We start from the raw sequence: 21,880 nt of genomic DNA on the forward strand, positions 1-21,880 counted from the left end.
CGATGTGGCTCAGCAATTTCTCGCTCGTTCTTCCCGATGAGGTCGTCGATCAGGGATCTGTTCGCATAGAAGATGGTGTGATCGCGGAGATCCGACCCGAGCTGGTGGAGGCTGCGACGTTCGATGGCGGCGGGCGGCTGCTGATGCCGGGCTTCGTCGATCTGCATGGTGATATGATCGAGCGCGAAATCGCGCCGCGGCCGAATGCGACGATGCCCATCGATTTCGGCATCCATGAACTCGACAAGAAACTTGCCGCCGCCGGTGTCACGACCGCCTATGCCGCTGTCTCTTTCGCCACCGAAAGTGTCTACGGCCATGTCCGCTCGCTGGAGACCACCTCGGCCGTGATCCAAGGCATCAACAGCCTGCGCGACCACCTGCTGATCGACCACCGCGTCCATGCCCGTTATGAGATCACCAACGTCGGCGCAGCGCCGACGCTGGAGCGTCTGCTGGAAGGCGGTTTCGTCGACATGGTGTCGTTGACGGACCATACCCCGGGCAGGGGCAATATAACAACATCGAAGCCTACCTTCTCAGCATGTCGGAGCGCCGCGGCATCACCCGCGAAGCTGCCGAGGAAGTGTTGGCCCGGCGCATCGCCCTGCGGCACGATCCCGATATCGAACACAAGCTCCGCGATATCGTCGGCCTGACCTTGAGGCACAAGCTGTCGCTTGCTTCGCATGACGATGACAGCGCGGAAAAGGTGGCCGAGATGTTCGACCTTGGCGTAACGATCAGCGAATTCCCCGTGACACTGCCGGCCGCCGAAGAGGCGCGTCGCCGCGGTCTCTGGACGCTGATGGGCGCGCCGAATGCCTTGCGTGGCCAATCCATGTCCGGGAATCTGAGTGCGCTCGATGCCGCCGGCGCCGGCCTTCTCGGCATCATCGCCGCCGATTATCATCCGGCCGCCTTCGTGCCGGCGATTTTCAAGATTGCTGACGTCGCCAGCGGTGGCCTGCCGGCGGCGGTTGCCATGGCGACGGCTGGTGCCGCGCGCGCAGCAGGTCTCACGGACCGTGGCGAGATCGCAGTTGGCCAGAAGGCTGATTTGGTGGCCGTCGAGCATGGCGCGGTTCATCGCATCCGCGCCACCTTCCGCAACGGCCGCATCGTCTACAGCGATGGCACGCTGCATCCACTGATGGCAACGGCTGCGTAAGGGGAACGCAGCTAGATTTGGTTGATGTCACCGAGCAGTGAAATGATCTGTCGCCCATCGGCAACGGGTATCTGGGCGGCAGCAATCGCTTTGCCGCCCTCCATGCGCACCTTGCCTTGTGCCAGTAACCGGAGCGACTGCGGATAAAGCTGATGCTCGATCGTGAGCACGCGGGCGGCGAGCGTTTCCGCCGTGTCGTCGGTCAGCACCGGCACGGCTGCTTGGCCGATCGCCGGCCCTTCGTCCATGCCCTCGGTGACGAAATGCACGGTGCAGCCGGCGATCCGCTGGCCTGCGTCGATGGCGCGCTGATGCGTGTGTAGGCCGGGAAAAAGCGGCAGCAACGAAGGATGGATATTGATGATGTGGCCTTCGTAGCGCTGGATGAAGCGGCCGGAGAGCAGGCGCATATAGCCGCCAAGGCAGATAATGTCCGGCGAAAGCGCATCGAGCTGCGCGAGGATTGCCTCCTCATGCGCGTCCTTGCTGGCAAAATCCTTGCGGACGAAAGCGAAGGTGGCGATGCCCTCTGCAGCGGCTTTCGCCAAACCGCCGGCATCGGCCTTGTCGGAGATCACGCCGACGATCTCGGCCGGATAATCCGAAGCCGCCGCAGCCTTGACCAGCGCCATCATGTTGGAGCCGCTGCCCGAGATGAAGACGACGACGCGTTTGCGGGCCGAACTCATATCGCCAGCGTGCCCTTGTAGACGGTGCCGGCAGCGACGTCGTCGCGAGCGATCATGCGACCCAGCGTGACGATGGTTTCGCCCTCGGCCTCAAGTGCCGCCTTGACGGCACCGACATTCTCGGCCGCGACGACGGCAATCATGCCGATGCCGCAGTTGAAGGTGCGCAGCATTTCCTTGGCCTCGACGCCGCCTGTCTTGGCAAGCCAGGAGAAGACCGGCGGCACCTTGACCGCGGCAAGATCGATTTCGGCAGCAAGATGCTTCGGCAGCACCCGCGGAATATTCTCAGGGAAGCCGCCGCCTGTGATATGCGCAAGCGCCTTGATCGCATGCGTCTCGCGGATCGCTTTCAACAGCGGCTTGACGTAGATGCGTGTCGGCGTGAGCAGGGCTTCGCCGAGCGCCTTGCCGTCGGCAAAGGGAGCCGGCGCGTCCCAACCAAGGCCGGAGAGACCGACGATCTTGCGCACCAGCGAAAAACCGTTGGAGTGAACGCCGGAGGAGGCGAGGCCGAGAATGACGTCACCCTCGGCGATGTCGCCGGAGGGGAGAAGCTGCCCACGTTCGGCAGCACCCACCGCAAAGCCCGCCAGATCGTAATCGCCATCGGAATACATGCCCGGCATTTCCGCTGTTTCTCCGCCGATCAGCGCGCAACCAGCCTCTCGGCAGCCGGCCGCAATGCCGCCGACGATCGCGGCACCCTGGTCGGGATCGAGCTTGCCGGTGGCGAAATAGTCGAGGAAGAACAGCGGTTCAGCGCCTTGGACGACGAGATCGTTGACGCACATGGCGACGAGGTCGATGCCGACCGTGTCATGATAATTCGCATCGATGGCGATCTTCAGCTTGGTGCCGACGCCGTCATTGGCGGCAACCAGTACCGGATCGGTGAAGCCCGCGGCCTTCAGGTCGAAGAGGCCTCCGAAACCGCCGATTTCGCCGTCTGCGCCAGGGCGCCGGGTCGAACGAACCGCCGGCTTGATCTTTTCGACCAGCAGGTTACCGGCATCAATATCGACGCCCGCATCGCTATAGGTCAGACCGTTTTTTCCAGACTGGCTCATACTTCCGCCTCCGATTGGCCATCATTCCAATTGGAACAATTTTAATCGGGTCGCCATTGCATGACAGGAACCTTTATGCAAGGCGCTAGCGCAGGCAAACCCTCGATTTTCCCCGCTTCACAGCGCCCAAAGGCCGATTTCGGGCCGCAGGCTTGACCATAATTGCGGCGTCATCCTATGTCCTAAGCGAGCGGCCGGCGGGCGGCAAATAATGGGGAAATAGATGGAGCAGCAAGTCAGCGGGGCGAGCCTCAAGCGCCAGATCATCTTCTGGGTGATCGTGCTCGCGGTCTTGATTGTCTTTCTCTATCTCTTCAGCTCGATCCTCTTGCCCTTCATCGCCGGCATGTCGGTCGCCTATTTCCTCGATCCGGTCGCCGACCGGCTGGAAAGGATCGGCCTCAGCCGTTTCATGGCGACGGTGGTGATCCTCGTCGCCTTCGTGCTGGTCTTTGCGCTGGCACTGACGATTTTCATTCCGATCATCGTCAATCAGTTCAATGATTTCATTCAACATATACCGGGCTACGTACAGCAATTCCAGAAGTTCATCGCGCATACGCAGACCACGATGCTGCCGGATTGGATTCGCAATCAGCTCGGTGCCATCAAGGACAATTTCTCCAGCATATTGTCGGATGGACTGAGCTTCGTCGGCGGCTTGTTCGCGCAGATATGGAGCTCCGGCAAGGCGCTGGTCAACATCATCTCACTGATGGTCGTCACTCCGGTCGTCGCCTTCTATATACTGCTCGACTGGGATCGCATGATCGCCAAGGTGGATGCCTGGGTGCCACGCGATCACGTCTCGACCGTGCGCGAAATCGCCCGGGAAGTGGATCAGGCAATCGCCGGCTTCATCCGCGGCCAGGGCTCGCTCTGCATCATCCTCGGTGTCTATTACGGCGTCGGCCTGTCGCTGGTGGGTTTGAATTTTGGCCTGCTGATCGGTTTGTTCGCCGGCATGATCAGCTTCATCCCCTATGTCGGTTCGCTCGTCGGCCTCTTCCTGGCGGCCAGCGTCGCGCTGGTGCAGTTCTGGCCGGATTATCTCTGGATCGGGCTCACGCTCGCCGTCTTCTTCACCGGCCAGTTCCTGGAGGGCAACGTGCTGCAGCCGAAGCTGGTCGGCGAAAGTGTCGGCTTGCATCCGGTCTGGCTGATGTTCGCCCTTTTTGCCTTCGGCGCACTCTTCGGTTTCGTTGGCCTGCTGATCGCCGTTCCGGCCGCGGCAGCCTGTGGCGTCCTTGTCCGTTTCGCCCTTTCGCGGTACCTTCAGAGCGACCTCTATCATGGACGCTCGGAAACCGGTAAAGCGCGCAAAACCAAGGCCGGCAATCCTGAGAACAAATAGACATGACCGACGCGAAGAACGCTGATCTGAGGCGCAAGCCCGCCGAACAGCTGCCCCTGGCCTTCACCCATGACGCCGCGAGTGGCCGCGATGACCTGCTGGTGGCCAATCCCCTGAGCGCGGCCGTGAAGATCGTCGATTCATGGCCGCACTGGCCGTCGCCGGTGGTTATCCTCGCCGGGCCGGTCGGTTCGGGAAAATCGCATCTCGCCAGCATCTGGCGCGAGAAAAGCGGTGCAATCGCCATTCATCCGAAAGCCGGTTCCGCTGCCGCGGTGGCGGCGGCGGACGGCCCGGTAATCTTCGAGGATGTCGATCGCCTGGGCTTCGACGACACCGAGCTTTTTCACGTCATCAACAGCGTCAGGGAAAACGGCACGGGCTTGTTGATGACCAGCAGGCTCTGGCCAATGTCCTGGCCTGTCGCGCTACCCGATCTGCGCTCGCGGCTGAAAGCGGCGACGGTGGTCGAGATCGGCGAGCCGGACGAGGAGCTGTTGTCGCAGGTGATTGTAAAGCTTTTCGCCGACCGGCAACTTTATATCGATGACAAACTGTCCTTTACATTGTCAATCGAATGGAGCGGTCCCTGAACGCCGCGCAGTTGATCGTCGACCGGCTGGATCGGTTGGCGCTTGGTCGCGGCACCAGGATAACACGCCTTTTGGCTGCTGAAGTATTGAACGAATTCGGCAATTCCAACCCGGCTGATTGAGCGATAGGTGACTGTCACAGTTCCGTCGTCAAACTGCTATACGTGGCACAAAGTTCTAAGATGAGGGCAGGTGGAGCATGGACTCGGCGTTAACGGAACATCAGGACACCAACCAGCAAGCCCCGGAGGCCGCGCCGCCGATCAACGAATTACTGACCAGCCCCGAGCGCTTCATCAATCGCGAATTCTCCTGGCTGCAGTTCAACCGCCGCGTTCTCGAGGAAACGTTGAACACGGCGCATCCGCTTCTGGAGCGCATCCGGTTCCTCTCCATTTCCGCCGCCAACCTCGATGAGTTCTTCATGGTGCGCGTCGCCGGCCTCGAAGGCCAGGTCCGCCAGAAGATCCTCATGCGCACGCCTGACGGCAAGACACCGGCCGAACAGCTCGACGACATCCTGCGCGAAATCGACAATCTGCAGATGGAGCAGCAGGCATCGCTCGCCGTGCTGCAGCAGTATCTCGCCAAGGAAGACATTCTGATCGTCCGCCCGCCGGCACTTTCCGAGGTCGACCGGCAATGGCTCGCCAATGAATTCGAGCAGGCGATCTTCCCGGTACTGACGCCGCTTTCCATCGATCCGGCGCATCCGTTCCCGTTCATTCCGAATCTCGGCTTCTCGATCGCGCTGCAGCTGAATAGCAAGAACGGCCGCGAGCCGATGACGGCGCTGCTGCGCCTGCCGCCGGCGCTCGACCGATTTGTCCGCCTGCCAGACGCCAGCAACGTCATCCGCTATATCACGCTGGAAGATGTGGTGAACATCTTCATTCACCGGCTCTATCCAGGCTATGAGGTACAGGGTTCGGGTACCTTCCGCCTCATCCGCGACAGCGATATCGAAGTCGAGGAAGAGGCCGAAGATCTGGTGCGTTTCTTCGAAACGGCACTGAAGCGCCGCCGCCGCGGCTCGGTAATCCGCATCGAGACCGACTCGGAAATGCCGCTCGAGCTGCGCCAGTTTGTGGTGGAATCGCTGAACGTGCCGGAAAACCGCATCGCCGTTCTGCCCGGCCTGCTGGCCCTCAACACGCTGTCTGAAATCGCCAAGGCCCCGCGCGACGATCTGCGCTTCGAGCCTTACAATGCCCGATTTCCTGAGCGCGTCCGCGAACATGCCGGTGATTGTTTCGCCGCGATCCGCGAAAAGGACATGGTGGTCCACCATCCCTATGAATCCTTCGACGTGGTGGTCCAGTTCCTGCTCCAGGCTGCGCGCGATCCTGACGTTCTGGCGATAAAGCAGACGCTCTATCGTACCTCCAATGACAGCCCGATCGTGCGGGCGCTGATCGACGCTGCCGATATGGGCAAGTCGGTCACGGCGCTGGTCGAGCTTAAGGCTCGCTTCGACGAGGAGGCCAACATCCGCTGGGCGCGCGACCTTGAACGCGCTGGCGTGCAGGTTGTCTTCGGCTTCATTGAGCTCAAGACGCATGCGAAGATGTCGATGGTCGTGCGTCGGGAGGACGGCAAGCTGCGTACCTATTGCCATCTCGGCACCGGCAACTACCACCCGATCACCGCCAAGATCTATACCGACCTGTCCTACTTCACCTGCGATCCGAAGATCGCGCACGACATGGCGAACATCTTCAATTTCATCACCGGTTACGGTGAGCCGGAAGAGGGCATGAAGATCGCCGTCTCGCCCTATACGTTGCGCCCGCGCATCCTTCAGCACATCGAAGAGGAAATCGAGCACGCCGGGAACGGCCAGCCGGCGGCGATCTGGATGAAGATGAACTCGCTGGTCGACCCCGATATCATCGACGCGCTCTACCGCGCCAGCAACGCCGGCGTCGAGATCGATCTCGTCGTGCGCGGCATCTGCTGCCTGCGTCCGCAGGTGGTCGGCCTCTCCGAGAACATCCGCGTCAAGTCCATCGTCGGCCGCTTCCTCGAACACAGCCGCATCTTCTGTTTCGGCAATGGCCAGGGCCTGCCGTCAGAAAAGGCGCTTGTCTATATCGGCTCGGCCGACATGATGCCGAGAAACCTTGATCGCCGCGTTGAAACCCTCGTTCCGCTGACCAACAAGACCGTGCATGAGCAAGTTCTTGCACAGATCATGCTGGGCAACATCATTGACAATCAGCAGAGCTACGAGATATTGCCGGACGGTACTTCGCGGCGCATGGAAGTGCGCAGAGGGGAAGAGCCGTTCAACGCGCAACAGTATTTCATGACCAATCCCAGCCTGTCGGGCCGTGGTGAAGCTTTGAAATCCAGCGCGCCGAAACTGATCGCCGGGCTGTTGTCGGGCCGCAAGATATAAACTGGACCTGCATGGTTGAATCAGAAGCCCAGGGGCGCCTTCCCGGTATAGCCCCTGTCTCCGTCGTCGATATTGGATCGAACTCGGTTCGTCTTGTCGTCTATGAAGGACATTCGCGGTCGCCAACCATTCTTTTCAACGAGAAGGTGCTTTGCGGCCTTGGCAAAGGCATAGCGCTGACCGGAAAGATGGATGAGGAGAGCGTTGCGCGCGCACTCGCAGCCCTGCACCGGTTCAAGGCGCTGTCCGATCAGGCGCGTGCATCGACCATCTACGTTCTGGCGACGGCTGCTGCTCGCGAGGCAAGCAATGGCCCGGAATTCATCCATCAGGCTGAATCGATCCTGCAGCGCAAGGTGCGCTTGCTTTCGGGCGAGGAAGAAGCGCAGTTTTCCGCGCTCGGTATCATCAGCGGCTTTTTCAGTCCGGACGGCATTGCCGGCGACCTCGGTGGCGGCTCGCTCGAACTCATCGACATCAGGGGCAAGGAGATCGGCAAGGGCATCACCCTGCCGCTCGGGGGCCTCAGGCTTTCGGAATATGCCAACGGTTCGCTTGCCAGGGCGCGCAGCTTTGCCCGCAAGCATGTGAAAACAGCGAAATTATTAAGCAGGGGCGAGGGACGCACCTTCTACGCTGTTGGCGGTACCTGGCGAAACATCGCCAAGCTGCATATGGAGATCCGCAAATATCCGCTGCATATGATGCAGGGCTATGAAGTGCCGCTGGACGAGATGATGCGCTTCCTCGACCAGATCAGCGAGGCAAGGGAAACGAAGGAGCCGGCGCTGCTGTCGATCTCCAAGCATCGTCGTTCGCTGCTGCCCTTCGGCGCGGTGGCGATGCGCGAAGTTCTGGCGGAGATGAGGCCTTCCATCGTGTCCTTCTCGGCGCAGGGCGTGCGTGAAGGCTATCTCTATTCGCTGCTGACCGAGGCGGAACGCCATAGCGATCCGCTGCTGGTTGCCGCCGGTGAGCTTGCCATCCTGCGTGCCCGCTCGCCGGAACATGCCCGCGAGCTCGCCGAGTGGACCGGCCGGATGATGCCCTTCTTCGGCATCACCGAGACGGAGGAGGAAAGCCGCTATCGCCAGGCCGCGTGCCTGCTTGCTGATATTAGCTGGCGCGCCCATCCTGACTATCGCGGCTTGCAGGCGCTGAACATCATCGCCCACACCTCCTTCGTCGGCATCACCCATGCCGGCCGCGCCTTCATTGCGCTTGCCAACTACTATCGTTTCGAGGGCCTTAACGATGACGGCGCCACGGGGCCGTTGGCGACGATCGCCACGCCGCAATTCATCGAGCGGGCCAAGCTGCTCGGCGGCCTGCTGCGCGTCGTCTATCTTTTTTCGGCTTCCATGCCGGGCGTCGTCCGCCACCTGTCGTTCCGCCGCTCGCTGAGCCCGGACTTGGATCTCGAATTCGTCGTGCCCGCAGAATACCACGATTTTGCCGGCGAACGGCTGGAAGGCCGGCTGCAGCAGCTCGGCAGGCTGACAAACAGAAGATTGGCGTTTCGGTTCGAGTAGGAAGATACCTTCTCCCGTGGGGAGAAGGTCGCGCAAATGCCCGGGTTGAGGGTGGCTTGCACTGTAGGACGGCCCGCAACCCTCCAAAGGGCCGTCGCTCTTGCTCTGATCCGCTCGTTGGGTACCTTCTCCTCTCGCGGGGAGAAGGAAACACTGTTACTTGGCGTTCAGGAAATCACCGACTTCGAGAATGCTGAACTCGTTGTCGTCGGCCTTGTTGACAGCGCGGCCGGCCGAGAAGGGCAGGTTGTTGTCGTTGCCGATGATGATGTGAGTAGCATCGACGCGGTCGACGTTTTCGATGGTGACGAAGGGCATATCGTAGAAGCCGTCGCCGCCGCCCTGGCGCCGCTTGTGATCGGGATCTTCGATGTGCAGCAGATCGATATAGCCGATCTTGCGGACAGCCTTGCCGGCATTGGCGTCGTTAAATTCGATCTTGTAAACGCGCTTCAGTTCGGCCGGCGCTTCGAAGCAATCCGGCTTCGGCTGCTTCGGATCGGCGCAGACCTTGTCCTTTGTGCCGGCGCCGTTGTCGCGCTCGATCACCAAGGCGGTGCTGGCGTCCAGCATATTGAAATCGCCGATCGAGGCGCCCTTGTCTTCGAAGGGGTAAAGCCAGCTACGGCCGGTCCAGCTCTTGGAAGCGACGTCGAATTCGATGACACGGATCGCGGTATGGCCGTCGACACTCTCCATCTGGCCGTCATCCTTGTAGATCGCGCCTTCCAATAGACCATAGAGCTTGCTGCCGTCCTTTGACATGGCGAGGCCTTCGAAGCCACCCGAGCGCTTCAGGTTGAAGGCCGGCATCTTCTGCGTCGGATTGCCGGGCAGTTGCAGCAGGGGATTGTCCGGCGACATGACGGGCTTGCCGTTGAGCGTGGTCGGGAAAACGTCGGTCAGCGCGCCGTTCGTATCGAATTTCAGCAGGTAGGGACCGAATTCGTCTCCGATCCAGAAGCCGTCCGCGACCGGTTGGATCGACTCAATGTCGAAGTCGGCGCCGGTCAGATAGCGCTTGCCGGCGCCTTCGAGAACGATCGGGAAGGGCGCTTCTTGTTCGGGTCGGACAGGAACAGGTTCTTGACGACATCGACCTTGCCATTGTCCCAGTCGAATTTGACCTGGTGCAGGAACAGCATGGAATCGCTCGAATTTTGCTTGGAACCGAATCCGTTGTCGGTCAGCGTCCAGAAGGTGCCATCCGGCATGGTCTTGATCCCGGAAAAACCCTGGATCGCCTGGCCGTTGAAAGGCAGCTTCAGGTCGGTCATGCGGGCGCCGTCCATGCCCGGAACCGTGCCAAGGGCTTCGGTGCGCTTGCGGTCAGGCGTCGTGAACTTGCCGGACGTTTTGAGGAAATCCGGTGCATCGGCCGGCGCCGGCACAATGGTATTGGCCGGCAGAATGGCCTGCGAGGTCAGCTTTGCAGGAAATTGGGCTTCATCGGCCTTGGCCGCAGCGGCAATCAGAACAAAAAGTGCCGTGGAAGCGAAAAGAATTCGGGTCATCGTGTCACCTTGTTGAGAGGGATTGGCAAAACAACCCCCGCTTAACAGGCGAGCTATGTCGGCGAATTAACGCTTAGGTGAAGCTTTGGTGACTGTGGACAACTCATAGGGTGTAAATCCCAGGCGATTATTGCCCCTTGCTTATGGCCTTCCGCACCTGCTCTCTCGGCATATGCAGGGCGATCACGCCGAGCGTCTGGTCGCGGCCGCGAACGGCGTGATCGCCCAAATCTTCCGTGGCGATCTCCTCCGGAAGCTCTATCCGTCTTGCAAGGTCGGCCGAGATCAGCACTTGGCGTTCCAATGTCTTGCACAGAGATTCCAGCCTAGCCGTGGTGTTCACCGTGTCGCCGAAATAGGCAATCTTGTGGTGGTCGACGCCGATTTCGGCGGTGACGATGCCGCCGCCATGTAACGCCGCCCTCAGGCGCGGCACTCTGCCGTAGGATTTCAGCCAGGTTTCGGCATTCGCCTCGATATCGGCAAGGATGTCGAAGACACAGCGAATGCAACGGGCATTCTTCACGCCACGTTCAAGCGGCCAGGTGATGATGGCGGCATCGCCGATATAGTCGTCGATCGCGCCCTTATGCCGCCGCACCGGCTCGGCAAGCGCGCCAAATATGGAGCCCAGGTATTGCTGTGCTTTAAGGTCGCCACGCTCTTCAGCAAAAGCCGTCGAGCCGACGAGGTCGATGAAGAGAAACACGCGCTCTTCCTGCACCGGATTGCGGTAACGGCCGGTCAACAGACTGAGGAAGACGTCGCGGCCGAGCAATTCCCTGACGCGCCCGACGAAGATGACGACCGCGGTCACCATGACGGCGTAGATGTAGATATCGACCTGCAACAGCATGACGTTGGCCCAGCTGTCGGTGATCAGGTTCAAGGATTTCAGCAGGCCGCCGGCCACCGCAAAGCCGAAGGCGATCAAGGCGAAATCGGCAATCAAGGCCGAGACGATAAACGCCGGCGTGGGCAGGCGATGCATCCAACGGTTCAAGCGCGGCAGGATCATGCGGCGTTCGAAGGCCAGCGCCGGCACGCCGCAGAACAACGCGTAGACAGCGCCGATATAAAGCGGCGACGCATGGAAAAATAGCTTGCCGTAGACGACCCCACTTGCGGCGACGAAGATCGAGGTCACAATCCAGTTGAGCGCCGAAGGGAATCTTCCCATGCTGCCGATCCGCCAAGAGCTGGCGCATGCCCCCAAACCGGGATTGGTTTCGGAAAAGACCTGTGCACCATCAAGTATGTGATTGCGCTTCCATTTTGTCGGATGCGAGGCACAATCGCATTCGAAACCAACATCGCCATTTTTGGCGGATGTGCAACAGCCAAACGTTCGGTATTGCTGACGGTTGATAAAGGTCGCGCGGTTACAGGCTGACCGTCTCGACTCGCTTACCGACGAAGCGCAAGGCCACCTGGCCCTGGATCAGCTGCAGCGCCGTTTCGCCGAAAAGATCGCGTCGCCAGCCGGTGAGGGCGGCCACGTCGGCCTTCTCGCCTTCGGCGGCGATCTTATCCAGATCTTCGCTGTTGGCGATGACTTTCGGGGCGACACCGTGCTTTTCAGCGATGAGCTTTAGGAGAACCTTCAGCAGTTCAGCCGCCGCGGCCGTGCCCTCCGGTGCCTGCTGATGACGCGGCACATGCGGCATCTCGGCCTTGGGCAGCGCCAAAGCCTGGTTGATTGCATCCAACACGGCCGTGCCGGAAGCGGATCGTTCCCAACCCTTCGGGATTGTGCGCAGCCTGCCAAGCGCTTCCATGTCTTTCGGTTGCTGCTGGGCGATTTCGTAGATGGCGTCGTCCTTCAGCACGCGGGCGCGCGGCACATTGCGCGCACGTGCCTCGCGTTCGCGCCAGGCAGCGACGTATTTCAAGACGACCAGTTCCTGTGGTTTGCGCAGCCGCATCTTCAGCCGCTGCCAGGCGTCGTCCGGATGCAGATCATAGGTCTCGCGGGCTTCGAGGATCGCCATTTCTTCGAGCAGCCAGGAGGCGCGGCCCTCACGCTCAAGCTGCTCTTTTAGCGAAAGATAGACATCGCGCAGATGGGTGACGTCGGCGAGCGCATAGTCGAGCTGTTTCTCCGACAGCGGCCGGCGGCTCCAGTCGGTGAAGCGCGAGGACTTGTCGATATGGACGTTCTTGATGCGGCTGACGAGCTGGTCGTAGGAGACCGAATCGCCGAAGCCGCAGACCATGGCGGCGACCTGGGTGTCGAAGATCGGGTGCGGTATGAGGTTGCCGCGATTGAAGATGATTTCGATGTCCTGGCGGGCTGCGTGGAATACCTTCATGACGGCCGGATTGGCCATCAGCTCAAAAAAAGGTTTCAGGTCCAGGCCTTTTGCCAGTGGATCGACCAATACTTCGGTCGTCGGGCTCGCCATCTGGATCAGGCAAAGCTCCGGCCAGAAGGTCGTCTCGCGCAGGAATTCGGTGTCGATGGTAATGAATTCTGACTTGGCCAGCTCTTGGCAGGCCGCCTCCAATTGGGCGGTAGTTTCGATCATATCAACACATTCATGGTAAAATAGTTCGTTAACCTTCCTTCTCCTTTCGATCGGATATGTCAATACGTCGAAAGCCTAAGCCTCGGGCAGACGCCGCTTTTAAGTGGAATCGCTCAAAGCCCGGAAGTCGCCCTAAGCGAGCGTGGCGCAGGTTTCCGATTCCTGCCTAAGCCACGCGCACATAGCTGGTCATGCCCGTCTTCTGATGTTCGATGATATGGCAATGCAGCACCCAATCGCCGGGATTGTCGGCTACGAATGCGAGCTGCACCTTCTCGTTCGGCTGGATGAGGTAGGTGTCGGAGACGAAGGGCTGCACCTGGCGCGTCGAGGAGGAAAGTACGGTGAAGCTCATGCCGTGCAGATGGATCGGATGCGCATGCGGCGTTACGTTTTCCATGTCGATAACATAGCTCTTGCCGAGCTTCAGTTCGGCGAGCGGTGCGGTCGGATCAGACGTGTCGCCCGTCCACGGCACCTTGTTGATCGCCCAGAAACTGTAGCCGAGCGAGCCGCAAATGCTGTTGTCGGCGGTATTTTCGGCTGTGGCGCTGAGGATCAGAGGAATATGCTGGGCCGCGCCGATATCGGCCTTTGCGACCGGATTGTCTTCGAGAGGAGCCAAATCGCGAACATCGCGCTTCAGCGAGCTGCCGACCGACCGCAGCGTTGCCAGCACCTTCGGGTCTGTACCCCTTATATCCTCAAGCTTGACGATCGCGCCTTCGTCATCGGGCATGCGCACGGCCAACTCCAGGCGTTGACCGGGCCCGAGCTGCAATAAATCGAGCGGAAAGCGCTGCGGCACCGGATTGCCGTCGATGGCGATCACCGTTGCCTCAGCCCCTTCCATGCGGAAAGAATAGATGCGGGTAACGTCTGTCATGGCGAGGCGCAGCCGCACCAGCCCGCCGGAGGGGGCGTCATATTGCGGCTGTTGGCGCCAGTTCGCCGTGCGCACCGTCCCGTAGGTGCCCGACTTGGCGGAATCGCGCGGTCGGAACTGCGCGATGAATTGACTGTCGCCGCCGAGCCGCCAATCGCGCAGATTGAGGACCACTTCTGAGTCGAATGTCGGGTCTTTCGGATTTTCCACGACAATGACGCCGGTCATGCCATGTCCCATCTGAATCAGCGTGTTGCAATGCGGATGATACCAGAAGGTGCCGGCGTCCGGAGGCATGAAAGCATAGTCGAAGTGATCGCCGGTATAGACGTAAGGCTGCGTGAGGAAGGGCACTCCGTCCATCTTGTTCGGCACGCGGATACCGTGCCAATGGATCGTCGTCGGATCGTCGATGCCGTTGATCAGGCGTGCGGCGAAGGGCTCCCCCTTCTTCATGCGCAGGACGGGCGGCATGCCGGCGTCGCCATAGCTCAAAACGTCCTTGGTCGCCCCGGCATCCATCAAATCGGCTTGGGTATTCGCGGTCTTCAACACCTGCGGCTCCGGCGCCGCTATCGCGCTGCCGCCAAACCTGCCGGCGATGCCTAGCCCCACCCATAGGCACCGGCAACGGCAGAGGCTTTCAGAAGATTGCGGCGGGTGAGGATGGGCATGCGAGGCTCCGGAACACGGTGATTTACATGCTTGTTTAAAGTTGACTGTGGTATTCAGCAATAGCGCTGGGGTGGCTGAATTGCCGCATGGACTACTAGCAGTGGCACTGGCAGCTGGACCGGCTTCGTGCTTCGTTGGCAAGGCGAATAAAGCAGGAGGACCTATGCATCGCGACGTTCCGGACCAACACCGACAATTCGCCAAAGCCATGCGTCGCGACGCCACGAAGGCCGAGAACATGCTTTGGCAGGCACTGCGAGGTCGGCAGCTCGAGGGGTTCAAGTTCAGGCGGCAGGTTCCGGTCGACGGGTATATTCTGGACTTCGTGTGTTTCGAGGCGCGGTTGATCGTTGAGGTGGACGGTGCGCAACATGCGGAAAATAGGCGTGACGAGCGCCGGGATGCACACTTCGCAAGCCAAGTGTTCTGCGTTCTACGGTTCTGGAACGACGAGGTCGTTCAGAATCTTGATGGTGTTTGTTTGAGGATATTAGCGGAGTTGAGGAATATCGGAGAGTGAGTCAAACGCCGGCGCCATCCCGCCCTTGGCGGGCGGGAAAGCAATTTCATTGATTTAGGAATTGCGATATCGGCAGCTCCACACATGAGAGGCCCAGCGCAATTTCTAAGTCATTGAAATTGCAAGGGCGGGGGTCCGTTTCTTGCTCAACCCTGTTCAAGGGTTCTGCGCGCCCCTACCTACCCCCGCCCTTGCAAAAACTAAGGCTTAGACGAGGGACAAACCCTCATCTAAACCTAAGTTTTTGCTTTCCCGCCCGCCAGGGGCGGGATACGGCTCCGCATTCCAGCCTTGACAAATCGGGCGCACCATGCGCTTTTCCGCCCGATTTTCTCGTCGGCAGGCGAGGGGCTTTCGTCCGCATTCGCCGCCGTCCGCCAAGTCCAGGATATATACTATGCATCGCTATCGCAGCCACACATGCGCCGCCCTGCGCAAGTCCGACGTCGGTTCGACCGCCCGTATTTCCGGCTGGGTTCATCGCGTCCGAGATCATGGTGGCGTGCTGTTCATCGATCTGCGCGATCACTACGGCATTACCCAGGTTGTCGCCGATCCGGACTCTCCGGCTTTCAAGCTGGCCGAGACCGTGCGCGGCGAATGGGTTATCCGCATCGACGGCCTAGTGAAGGCCCGCACGGAAGATACCATCAACAAGAACATGCCGACCGGCGAGATCGAGCTTTATGCGCAGGAGATCGAAGTGCTCTCCGCCGCCAAGGAGCTGCCGCTGCCGGTTTTCGGCGAGCCGGAGTATCCGGAAGACGTTCGCCTGAAGTATCGCTTCCTCGATCTTCGCCGCGAAACGCTGCACCGGAACATCGTCAAGCGCACGCAGGTTATCTCCTCCATGCGCCGCCACATGGGTGAAGTGGGCTTCACCGAATATACCACGCCGATCCTGACGGCCTCCTCGCCGGAAGGTGCGCGTGACTTCCTGGTGCCAAGCCGTATCCACCCCGGCACCTTCTATGCCCTGCCGCAGGCGCCGCAGCAGTACAAGCAGCTGCTGATGGTCGCCGGCTTCGATCGTTACTTCCAGATCGCGCCGTGCTTCCGCGACGAAGACCCGCGCGCAGACCGTCTGCCGGGCGAATTCTACCAGCTCGACCTTGAAATGAGCTTCGTCACCCAGGAAGACGTCTGGAACACGATGGGACCGCTGATGACCCAGGTGTTCGAGGAGTTTGCCGACGGCAAGCCGGTCACCAAGGAATGGCCGCGCATCCCCTATGACGTCGCGATCCGCAAATATGGAACGGACAAGCCGGACCTGCGCAACCCGATCGTCATGGAAGCGGTGACCGACCATTTCGCCGGCTCCGGCTTCAAGGTCTTCGCCAACATGATCGCCTCGAACCCGAAGGTTCAGGTCTGGGCAATCCCCGCGAAAACCGGCGGCTCCAGAGCTTTCTGCGATCGCATGAACGCCTGGGCGCAGAGCCAGGGCCAGCCCGGCCTCGGCTATATCTTCTGGCGCAAGGAAGGCGAGAAGCTCGAGGGCGCCGGCCCGCTTGCCAAGAACATTGGCGAGGAGCGCACGGATGCGATCCGCACCCAGCTTGGTCTCGGCGACGGCGACGCCTGCTTCTTTGTCGCCGGTGATCCGGACAAGTTCTACAAGTTCGCTGGCGAAGCCCGCACCAAGGCCGGCGAGGAGCTGAACCTGGTCGACCGCGACCGTTTCGAGCTTTGCTGGATCGTCGACTTCCCGTTCTTCGAATGGAGCGAGGAAGAAAAGAAGGTCGATTTCGCTCACAATCCCTTCTCGATGCCCCAGGGCGGCCTTGAGGCACTGCAGAGCCAGGATCCGCTGACGATCAAGGCGTTCCAGTACGACGCCGTCTGCAACGGTTTCGAAATCGCTTCGGGCTCGATCCGTAACCAATCGCCGGAAATCATGGTCGCCGCGTTTGAAAAGATCGGCCTCAGCCAGGCGGATGTCGAAGAGCGCTTCGGCGGCCTCTACCGCGCCTTCCAGTACGGCGCGCCTCCGCACGGTGGCGCCGCTTTCGGTATCGACCGCATCATCATGCTGCTGGTCGGCGCCAAGAACCTGCGCGAGATCTCGCTGTTCCCGATGAACCAGCAGGCACAGGACCTGCTGATGGGCGCTCCTTCGGCCGCAACGCCGACGCAACTGCGCGAGCTGGCGATCCGCCCGGTGCCGCCGGTGAAAAAGGACTGAGGCTTTTAGTCATATCGAGATGACCCGGCGGTGTGTTTCACGCCGCCGGGCTTCCCTTCCGAAGACGCCTCTCCAATCGTTCCCTGCCTAGTCGTTTGATGTGACCTTCAGGCCGATCATCTTCGGGATCGACTCTCTTGCGTTTTTAGCGGCTTCTATGACCGTCGACATGGGGACGGGCTTGGCGGGCGTGGCGCTGATCGTCAGGCTTTTGGGATCGTTGAAATATTCGACGACGGCCATTGAGAGCGCTTCCCGGAGATCGGGAATTCCGAGCTGAGCGGTCGACGCCAGTATTTCTGCAGCAAGGGAGTTTGCCGATTGCGCGCGCGTCACATGATCCCATTTGCTCATATAATCGAATGCGCGATTGGTGAATGAAGCATCGTCGAAACGGATCTGAGCGCTATTCAAGGTCAGTTGCTGAACGAACGCGAGACCCAACAAGTATTTAGCATTCTTGGTATTTTGATCGTCCTCGGTGTCGGTCATGGAGGAGTATAGAGCCTCTGCGGTATTGTAGAATGCGGGGTAAGACCGGAGAGGCTGAGCTGGACATTCAGTTTCCCTATGTTCTCTAAATCAAACGTGTATTCCGTCAGGTCATACTTGCCCGTGGAAAGCTCCCAACTGCTTTTCATGGAAAACGCCGCGTGTACGTGCTGGAGCTCGAATTGCCTGATTGCTTCGGAGCTTACAGGCATCTGAGCCATGGAAAGATCGGCAACAATTCCGTCAATTGTAAAACTGGAGTCGATGCCCTTTTTGTCCGGACGTTTCATTGCGACGGAATCAGCGCCGGAGATGGAAAAAAGCTCTTCACCCAGCCTTGAGTAGGACACCGGGCCTACATGGGCATGATAAACGAATACCGAGTTTATATCGCTCAGGGTCGCATTCGCGGGAATTTCGAGGTCATCCACCCTTAGTCCCGCGGCACTGGCACTGAAGTCTTTTTGCTTTATTGAGACATCGGGAATAAGCACTTTTTTTATCGCATAACCGCCGGACTGTTCGGTCACGCCAGTCATCGCGACGTCGCCGAGGGCAATGCCGGTTCTTCTTCGCGGCGTATATGTCACGTTTCTCAGGACGATGGTTGAACCATTAACATCGACGTTTCCGGCCTCGATCGAGTCGCCTATTTGTGCGACTATGGCATTGTTGAGCTTCTTCAGGACGTCGGCTCCATCGAGCGCGAAAGCGGAGTTCGCAAAGAACATAAGGCCGGCGCCGACGACTGTTAGTTGACTCGTCCGATAGAAGATCATGATGGAGCATCCCGGCTGGAAAGGCTTTGATTTACACGGTTGGATTGCACATATCGCTGCAATCTCTAGCAACAGCTCGCATAAATTCCAATAGTAGTTGTATTTGCAATCTAGAATTTCCGGCCTTATCTCCGCTATCCGATGGGGCGTTGCGGTCTCGTGTTTTCACACGGCCCATTCTCCTGAAACGCAAAAACACGGCGACCGAAATCGCCGGGTTTTTTGTCGTTGGCAGAGAACTAAAGGGCAGCGTAGATCGCGTCGCGAAGATCAATGGTGAACTGTCCCCACATGCCTTCCAGCGTGGTGTTGGTAAGCGCCACGACTGTCAGCTTTTTCTGAGGGTCGACGAACCAACTGTGGCCGTAGACTCCACCCCATTTGATCGTGCCCACAGAAAACGGGGCTTGTGCTGCAACGGGGTCGATGACGACGGACCAGCCATAGCCGAAGCCGAAGCCGGCTTGCAGTGCCTGCATATGGCCGCCCGCCTGATCGGCCATCATCGTCTTCACAGTATCGGCCGACAGCAGCGGTGCCCCGCTCTTGCGCATCGTTTCCAGAATGGCCAGCACGTCGCTTGCCGTTCCGGCCATGCCGGCGCCACCGGAGTGATAGGAGGCGGGATCGAATATCCTGTCAGGCGCGAAACGGATCACGCCATCGAGTATCGGAACGAGCGCGTCATCCCCCATCCGCTCCGGCTCCGATGCGCCATTCATATAGGCGGCGGCGAGGCGGCTGCGATCACGAACGGAGAACGCGGTATCGGAGAGGCCAAGCGGCTTCATCACCAACTCCGCGACGGCATCGCCGAGCGCGCCGCCGGTTTCCTTTTCGATGATGCCGCCGAGCACATCCATCGCCAGCGAATATTGCCAGCCCTCGCCGGGCGGAAAGAGAAGGGGAGCGCTGCCGAGGCGCTTGAGGTTATCAGCAAGTGACAGGCCGGGCGTGTCGAGGCCATCGGATACGCCAGCCCGATGGTAGGGGCCGTCTTGCTCCTCCGCGAATGTGTAACCCAGTCCGGATGTGTGCGTGAGAAGGTGCCGGATACGGATAACGGCCTCACTTCCATCAGGCAGCCGCGGCTTAAAGTCCGGTAGCCATTTGGTGATAGGATCCTCGAGCCCGATGCGGCCCTGTTCGACGAGCCGCATGGTAGCGATGGTGACGATCGGCTTGGTGATGGAGGCAAGCCGGAAGATGGCATCTTCCTGCATCGCCGCCGCGTTTTCCCGATCCGCCAGACCGGCAGCTCGACGATAAATCAGTTCTCCATTTCGGGCGATGAGAACCACTGTCCCGACCAGCCTCTTGTCCGCCAGGGCGGAATCAATCGCAGCATCGACGCCTTCAGCAAGGCTGCCGTCGCGTGGACGCATGGAATTTTCCAGGGGAAGACTCATGGGGCAAAACCTTCTATAATCACAATGACCATTCCTGAATAAACCAGATTGGAGATTATTTCTAGAGTGACCATTGTGAAAAATAAAGAAGAGGCAGAAAATTCCTCGCCGCGCAAACGTGGGCGCCCGCCGGCTTTCGATCGGGAGACGGTTCTTGCCGCCGCGCGGGACACCTTCTGGAAGCATGGCTATGACGGTTCCTCCATCGCCGATCTGACGGCCGCTATGGGGATCACGCCGCAAAGCCTCTATGCTGCCTTCGGCTCCAAAGCCGAGCTCTACCGAGAGACGCTCGAGCAGTATCGGCGCATGCCACGAGCGGAGCCCGGTAATCCGTTCATGGACAAAGTGGATACGGTGACCGCCTTCGAGCGCTTTCTGACGAATTCCGCCAAGATCTTCACGGCGCCGGAGCATCCAAAAGGCTGCATGATATCGACGGCGGTGCTGAATTGTGCGGAGGAAAACGAGCCGATCGCTCACTATGTCGCATCGATGCGCCTGCAGGCGCTGGCTATCTTCACGGCACGGATCGAACGCGGTATCGCGGAGGGCGATATACGGCCGGATGCCGACGCCAAATCGCTTGCACGCTTTCTGGGCGCAATCGTGCAGGGCATGTCCGTCCAGGCGCGCGATGGTGCAACCACGGATGAATTGCTTGCCCTATTGTCTCATGCTCTCGGCGAACTGAAAAAATATTAGTTGCGGCCGGAGATATAGCCGGCGGCAAAGAAAAACCCGGCGATCGAGATCGCCGGGTTTCTGAATAGCTTGGAGATCGGCAGCTTAGTCGTTGGACGAAACCTTGAGGCCGATGACCTGCGGGATCGACTGCGGGGCTCCCATGGCGGCGCCGATGATCATCGGCAGCGGCACCGGCTTGTCCGGCGATGCCTTGACCGTCAAGCTCTTCGGATTGTCGAGATAGGCGCTGACGGCCGCGGAGACCGCATTCTGCAGCTCCGGAATGTTGAGCTGAGCCATCATGATCGGCGTCATCGCCTTCAGCGTGTCAGCCAACTGCTTGCCGGAAACGCCCTGCTGCTTGCCGGCAAATTCGAGTGCGCGGGAGGTGATCGAGCTATCGTCGAAGCGGATCTGCGCACTGTTGAAGGTCAGCTGCTGCAAAAGACCGAGCATGGCAAGACCGGCGGATTGCTGGGCATCCTGCTGGTTCGGATTGGAGCGGACGGTCTTGAGCGCATCCTGCAGCGACTTGGAGAAGGCGGGCGTGTAGCCGGAGAGGCTGAGCGCGATGTTCAGCTTGCCGACATCCTTGAAGTCCAGGGAATATTCGGTGATGTCAATCCTGCCCGGAGCTATCTCCCAGCTTCCCTTCATGGCGATCTTGCCGCTCAACTGCTGTAGATTGAGCTGGTTGATGGCCTCCTTGGTCTGCGGATCGGCGACCTTGCTGAGATCGGCCGTGATGCCGTTGACGTTAGCATTGAAGTCGAGACCGGACTTGTCGGCTCGCTTGTTCAGCGTGGCGTCGGCGTCGGTGAACGAGAAGACCTTCGTGCCATCCTTGGTGAACGAGAGGGAGCCGGCATGTGCGGTTTTATAGAGCAGCAGGGAGTCGAGATCGCCCTTGGTTGCATCGGCCGGGATTTCGACGCCACTCATCTTGAGATCGGAGGCTGCGATGGTCACGTCGTCCTTAGTGGTGGCAACGTCGGGAAACGCGATCTGATCGACCGTGTAGCCGCCGCCTGCTTCCGCGACGCCAGTCAAGGTGATATCGCCCACCTTGACGCCATCAGTCGTGCCAGCCGCTTTGACGCTCGCGCCTTTCAGCGTCACCGTCGTGCCGCTGATATCGATGCTTTCGGCTGCGATCGAGCCGCCCTGCTGAGCGTAGGCGTCATTGATCTTTTTCAGGAGGTCGTTGCCGTCGAGCGCAAAGGCCGAGTTGGCGAAGGACAGAATGGCGGCGCTGGACAGCATCAGCCGTGTTGTCCGATAGAAAGTCATGGTGGCTTTTCCTCATTGAGCTGGTGTGGCGGGCGTACATATTTTGCGCGTACTGCGGCGAGTTATATTCACGTTCGCCTAAATTTCCAATGACAATGGCGA

14 protein-coding genes and 4 pseudogenes are annotated in these 21,880 nt (G+C 59.8%); 8 read left to right on the forward strand and 10 right to left on the reverse strand.

Features of this window, described 5'->3' with window-relative positions:
- The first annotated feature begins 2 nt into the window (after positions 1 to 2).
- Positions 3 to 1,171 (forward strand): annotated as a pseudogene (locus CCGE525_RS07550) (alpha-D-ribose 1-methylphosphonate 5-triphosphate diphosphatase).
- Positions 1,172 to 1,182: 11 nt separating this feature from the next.
- Here CCGE525_RS07550 and purN read toward each other — a convergent pair.
- Together purN and purM are read right to left on the reverse strand one after the other, a co-directional pair.
- Entirely contained in the window at positions 1,183 to 1,860 is a 678-nt protein-coding gene (gene purN, locus CCGE525_RS07555; protein ID WP_120703749.1) for a phosphoribosylglycinamide formyltransferase, read from the reverse strand.
- A complete protein-coding gene (gene purM / locus CCGE525_RS07560; protein WP_120703750.1) occupies positions 1,857 to 2,930 on the reverse strand; it encodes a phosphoribosylformylglycinamidine cyclo-ligase in 1,074 nt (357 codons plus the stop codon). Before purM ends, purN begins: the two co-directional genes overlap by 4 nt.
- Positions 2,931 to 3,153: 223 nt before the next feature.
- Here purM and CCGE525_RS07565 point away from each other — a divergent pair, with 223 nt between their 5' ends.
- The 4 genes and pseudogenes from CCGE525_RS07565 to ppx all read left to right on the forward strand — a co-directional run bounded on the left by CCGE525_RS07565 (position 3,154) and on the right by ppx (position 8,810).
- Entirely contained in the window at positions 3,154 to 4,284 is a 1,131-nt protein-coding gene (locus CCGE525_RS07565) for an AI-2E family transporter (RefSeq protein WP_120703751.1), read from the forward strand.
- A gap of 2 nt (positions 4,285 to 4,286) precedes the next feature.
- Positions 4,287 to 4,999: pseudogene (gene hdaA / locus CCGE525_RS07570) on the forward strand (DnaA regulatory inactivator HdaA).
- A gap of 77 nt (positions 5,000 to 5,076) precedes the next feature.
- Complete coding sequence (locus CCGE525_RS07575; protein WP_120703752.1) at positions 5,077 to 7,278, forward strand: RNA degradosome polyphosphate kinase; 2,202 nt, start codon at positions 5,077 to 5,079, stop codon at positions 7,276 to 7,278.
- 11 nt (positions 7,279 to 7,289) lie between these two features.
- Positions 7,290 to 8,810, forward strand: coding sequence for an exopolyphosphatase (gene ppx / locus CCGE525_RS07580; protein ID WP_120703753.1), 1,521 nt, complete (start codon positions 7,290 to 7,292; stop codon positions 8,808 to 8,810).
- A gap of 156 nt (positions 8,811 to 8,966) precedes the next feature.
- Here the strand turns inward: ppx and CCGE525_RS07585 are convergent.
- The 4 genes and pseudogenes from CCGE525_RS07585 to CCGE525_RS07600 form a co-directional block, all read right to left on the reverse strand.
- Positions 8,967 to 10,324, reverse strand: a pseudogene (locus CCGE525_RS07585) (esterase-like activity of phytase family protein).
- 127 nt (positions 10,325 to 10,451) lie between these two features.
- Positions 10,452 to 11,504, reverse strand: a complete 1,053-nt coding sequence (locus CCGE525_RS07590) for an adenylate/guanylate cyclase domain-containing protein (RefSeq protein WP_120703754.1) — start codon at positions 11,502 to 11,504, stop codon at positions 10,452 to 10,454.
- A 202-nt stretch (positions 11,505 to 11,706) separates the two neighbouring features.
- Entirely contained in the window at positions 11,707 to 12,852 is a 1,146-nt protein-coding gene (rnd, locus tag CCGE525_RS07595; protein ID WP_120703755.1) for a ribonuclease D, read from the reverse strand.
- A gap of 166 nt (positions 12,853 to 13,018) precedes the next feature.
- A pseudogene (locus CCGE525_RS07600) lies at positions 13,019 to 14,412 on the reverse strand (multicopper oxidase family protein).
- A gap of 164 nt (positions 14,413 to 14,576) precedes the next feature.
- Between CCGE525_RS07600 and CCGE525_RS07605 the strand changes: the two are divergent.
- Complete coding sequence (locus tag CCGE525_RS07605; protein ID WP_120703756.1) at positions 14,577 to 14,933, forward strand: endonuclease domain-containing protein; 357 nt, start codon at positions 14,577 to 14,579, stop codon at positions 14,931 to 14,933.
- Positions 14,934 to 15,330: 397 nt separating this feature from the next.
- Positions 15,331 to 17,121, forward strand: a complete 1,791-nt coding sequence (gene aspS, locus CCGE525_RS07610) for an aspartate--tRNA ligase (protein ID WP_120703757.1) — start codon at positions 15,331 to 15,333, stop codon at positions 17,119 to 17,121.
- An 87-nt stretch (positions 17,122 to 17,208) separates the two neighbouring features.
- Here aspS and CCGE525_RS07615 read toward each other — a convergent pair whose 3' ends face one another.
- The 3 genes from CCGE525_RS07615 to CCGE525_RS07625 form a co-directional block, all read right to left on the reverse strand.
- Positions 17,209 to 17,613, reverse strand: coding sequence for a hypothetical protein (locus CCGE525_RS07615; protein WP_120703758.1), 405 nt, complete (start codon positions 17,611 to 17,613; stop codon positions 17,209 to 17,211).
- Positions 17,610 to 18,392: a hypothetical protein gene (locus tag CCGE525_RS07620; RefSeq protein ID WP_120703759.1), complete on the reverse strand. Its 783-nt coding sequence runs from the start codon at positions 18,390 to 18,392 to the stop codon at positions 17,610 to 17,612. Before CCGE525_RS07620 ends, CCGE525_RS07615 begins: the two co-directional genes overlap by 4 nt.
- Before the next feature lie 239 nt (positions 18,393 to 18,631).
- Positions 18,632 to 19,801 carry a serine hydrolase domain-containing protein gene (locus tag CCGE525_RS07625; RefSeq protein WP_120703760.1) on the reverse strand — a complete coding sequence of 390 codons (1,170 nt, stop codon included), beginning with the start codon at positions 19,799 to 19,801 and terminating at the stop codon, positions 18,632 to 18,634.
- 66 nt (positions 19,802 to 19,867) lie between these two features.
- Between CCGE525_RS07625 and CCGE525_RS07630 the strand changes: the two genes are divergently transcribed.
- The gene (locus CCGE525_RS07630) at positions 19,868 to 20,506 is read left to right on the forward strand and encodes a TetR/AcrR family transcriptional regulator (protein WP_205587440.1); all 639 of its coding nucleotides are present in this window, start codon (positions 19,868 to 19,870) and stop codon (positions 20,504 to 20,506) included.
- An 84-nt stretch (positions 20,507 to 20,590) separates the two neighbouring features.
- On the opposite strand, the gene CCGE525_RS07635 is transcribed toward CCGE525_RS07630, so the two are convergent.
- Complete coding sequence (locus CCGE525_RS07635) at positions 20,591 to 21,778, reverse strand: hypothetical protein (RefSeq protein WP_120703761.1); 1,188 nt, start codon at positions 21,776 to 21,778, stop codon at positions 20,591 to 20,593.
- Positions 21,779 to 21,880 lie beyond the last annotated feature (102 nt).

This window comes from Rhizobium jaguaris, assembly GCF_003627755.1.
GTDB lineage: Bacteria > Pseudomonadota > Alphaproteobacteria > Rhizobiales > Rhizobiaceae > Rhizobium > Rhizobium jaguaris.

Bases quoted from the DNA above. Each gene is read 5' to 3' on its own strand.
- purN (WP_120703749.1), bottom strand. From the start codon at position 1,860: ATGAGTTCGGCCCGCAAACGCGTCGTCGTCTTCATCTCGGGCAGCGGC.
- purM (WP_120703750.1), bottom strand. From the start codon at position 2,930: ATGAGCCAGTCTGGAAAAAACGGTCTGACCTATAGCGATGCGGGCGTC.
- CCGE525_RS07565 (WP_120703751.1), top strand. From the start codon at position 3,154: ATGGAGCAGCAAGTCAGCGGGGCGAGCCTCAAGCGCCAGATCATCTTC.
- CCGE525_RS07575 (WP_120703752.1), top strand. From the start codon at position 5,077: ATGGACTCGGCGTTAACGGAACATCAGGACACCAACCAGCAAGCCCCG.
- ppx (WP_120703753.1), top strand. From the start codon at position 7,290: ATGGTTGAATCAGAAGCCCAGGGGCGCCTTCCCGGTATAGCCCCTGTC.
- CCGE525_RS07590 (WP_120703754.1), bottom strand. From the start codon at position 11,504: ATGGGAAGATTCCCTTCGGCGCTCAACTGGATTGTGACCTCGATCTTC.
- rnd (WP_120703755.1), bottom strand. From the start codon at position 12,852: ATGATCGAAACTACCGCCCAATTGGAGGCGGCCTGCCAAGAGCTGGCC.
- CCGE525_RS07605 (WP_120703756.1), top strand. From the start codon at position 14,577: ATGCATCGCGACGTTCCGGACCAACACCGACAATTCGCCAAAGCCATG.
- aspS (WP_120703757.1), top strand. From the start codon at position 15,331: ATGCATCGCTATCGCAGCCACACATGCGCCGCCCTGCGCAAGTCCGAC.
- CCGE525_RS07615 (WP_120703758.1), bottom strand. From the start codon at position 17,613: ATGACCGACACCGAGGACGATCAAAATACCAAGAATGCTAAATACTTG.
- CCGE525_RS07620 (WP_120703759.1), bottom strand. From the start codon at position 18,392: ATGATCTTCTATCGGACGAGTCAACTAACAGTCGTCGGCGCCGGCCTT.
- CCGE525_RS07625 (WP_120703760.1), bottom strand. From the start codon at position 19,801: ATGAGTCTTCCCCTGGAAAATTCCATGCGTCCACGCGACGGCAGCCTT.
- CCGE525_RS07635 (WP_120703761.1), bottom strand. From the start codon at position 21,778: ATGACTTTCTATCGGACAACACGGCTGATGCTGTCCAGCGCCGCCATT.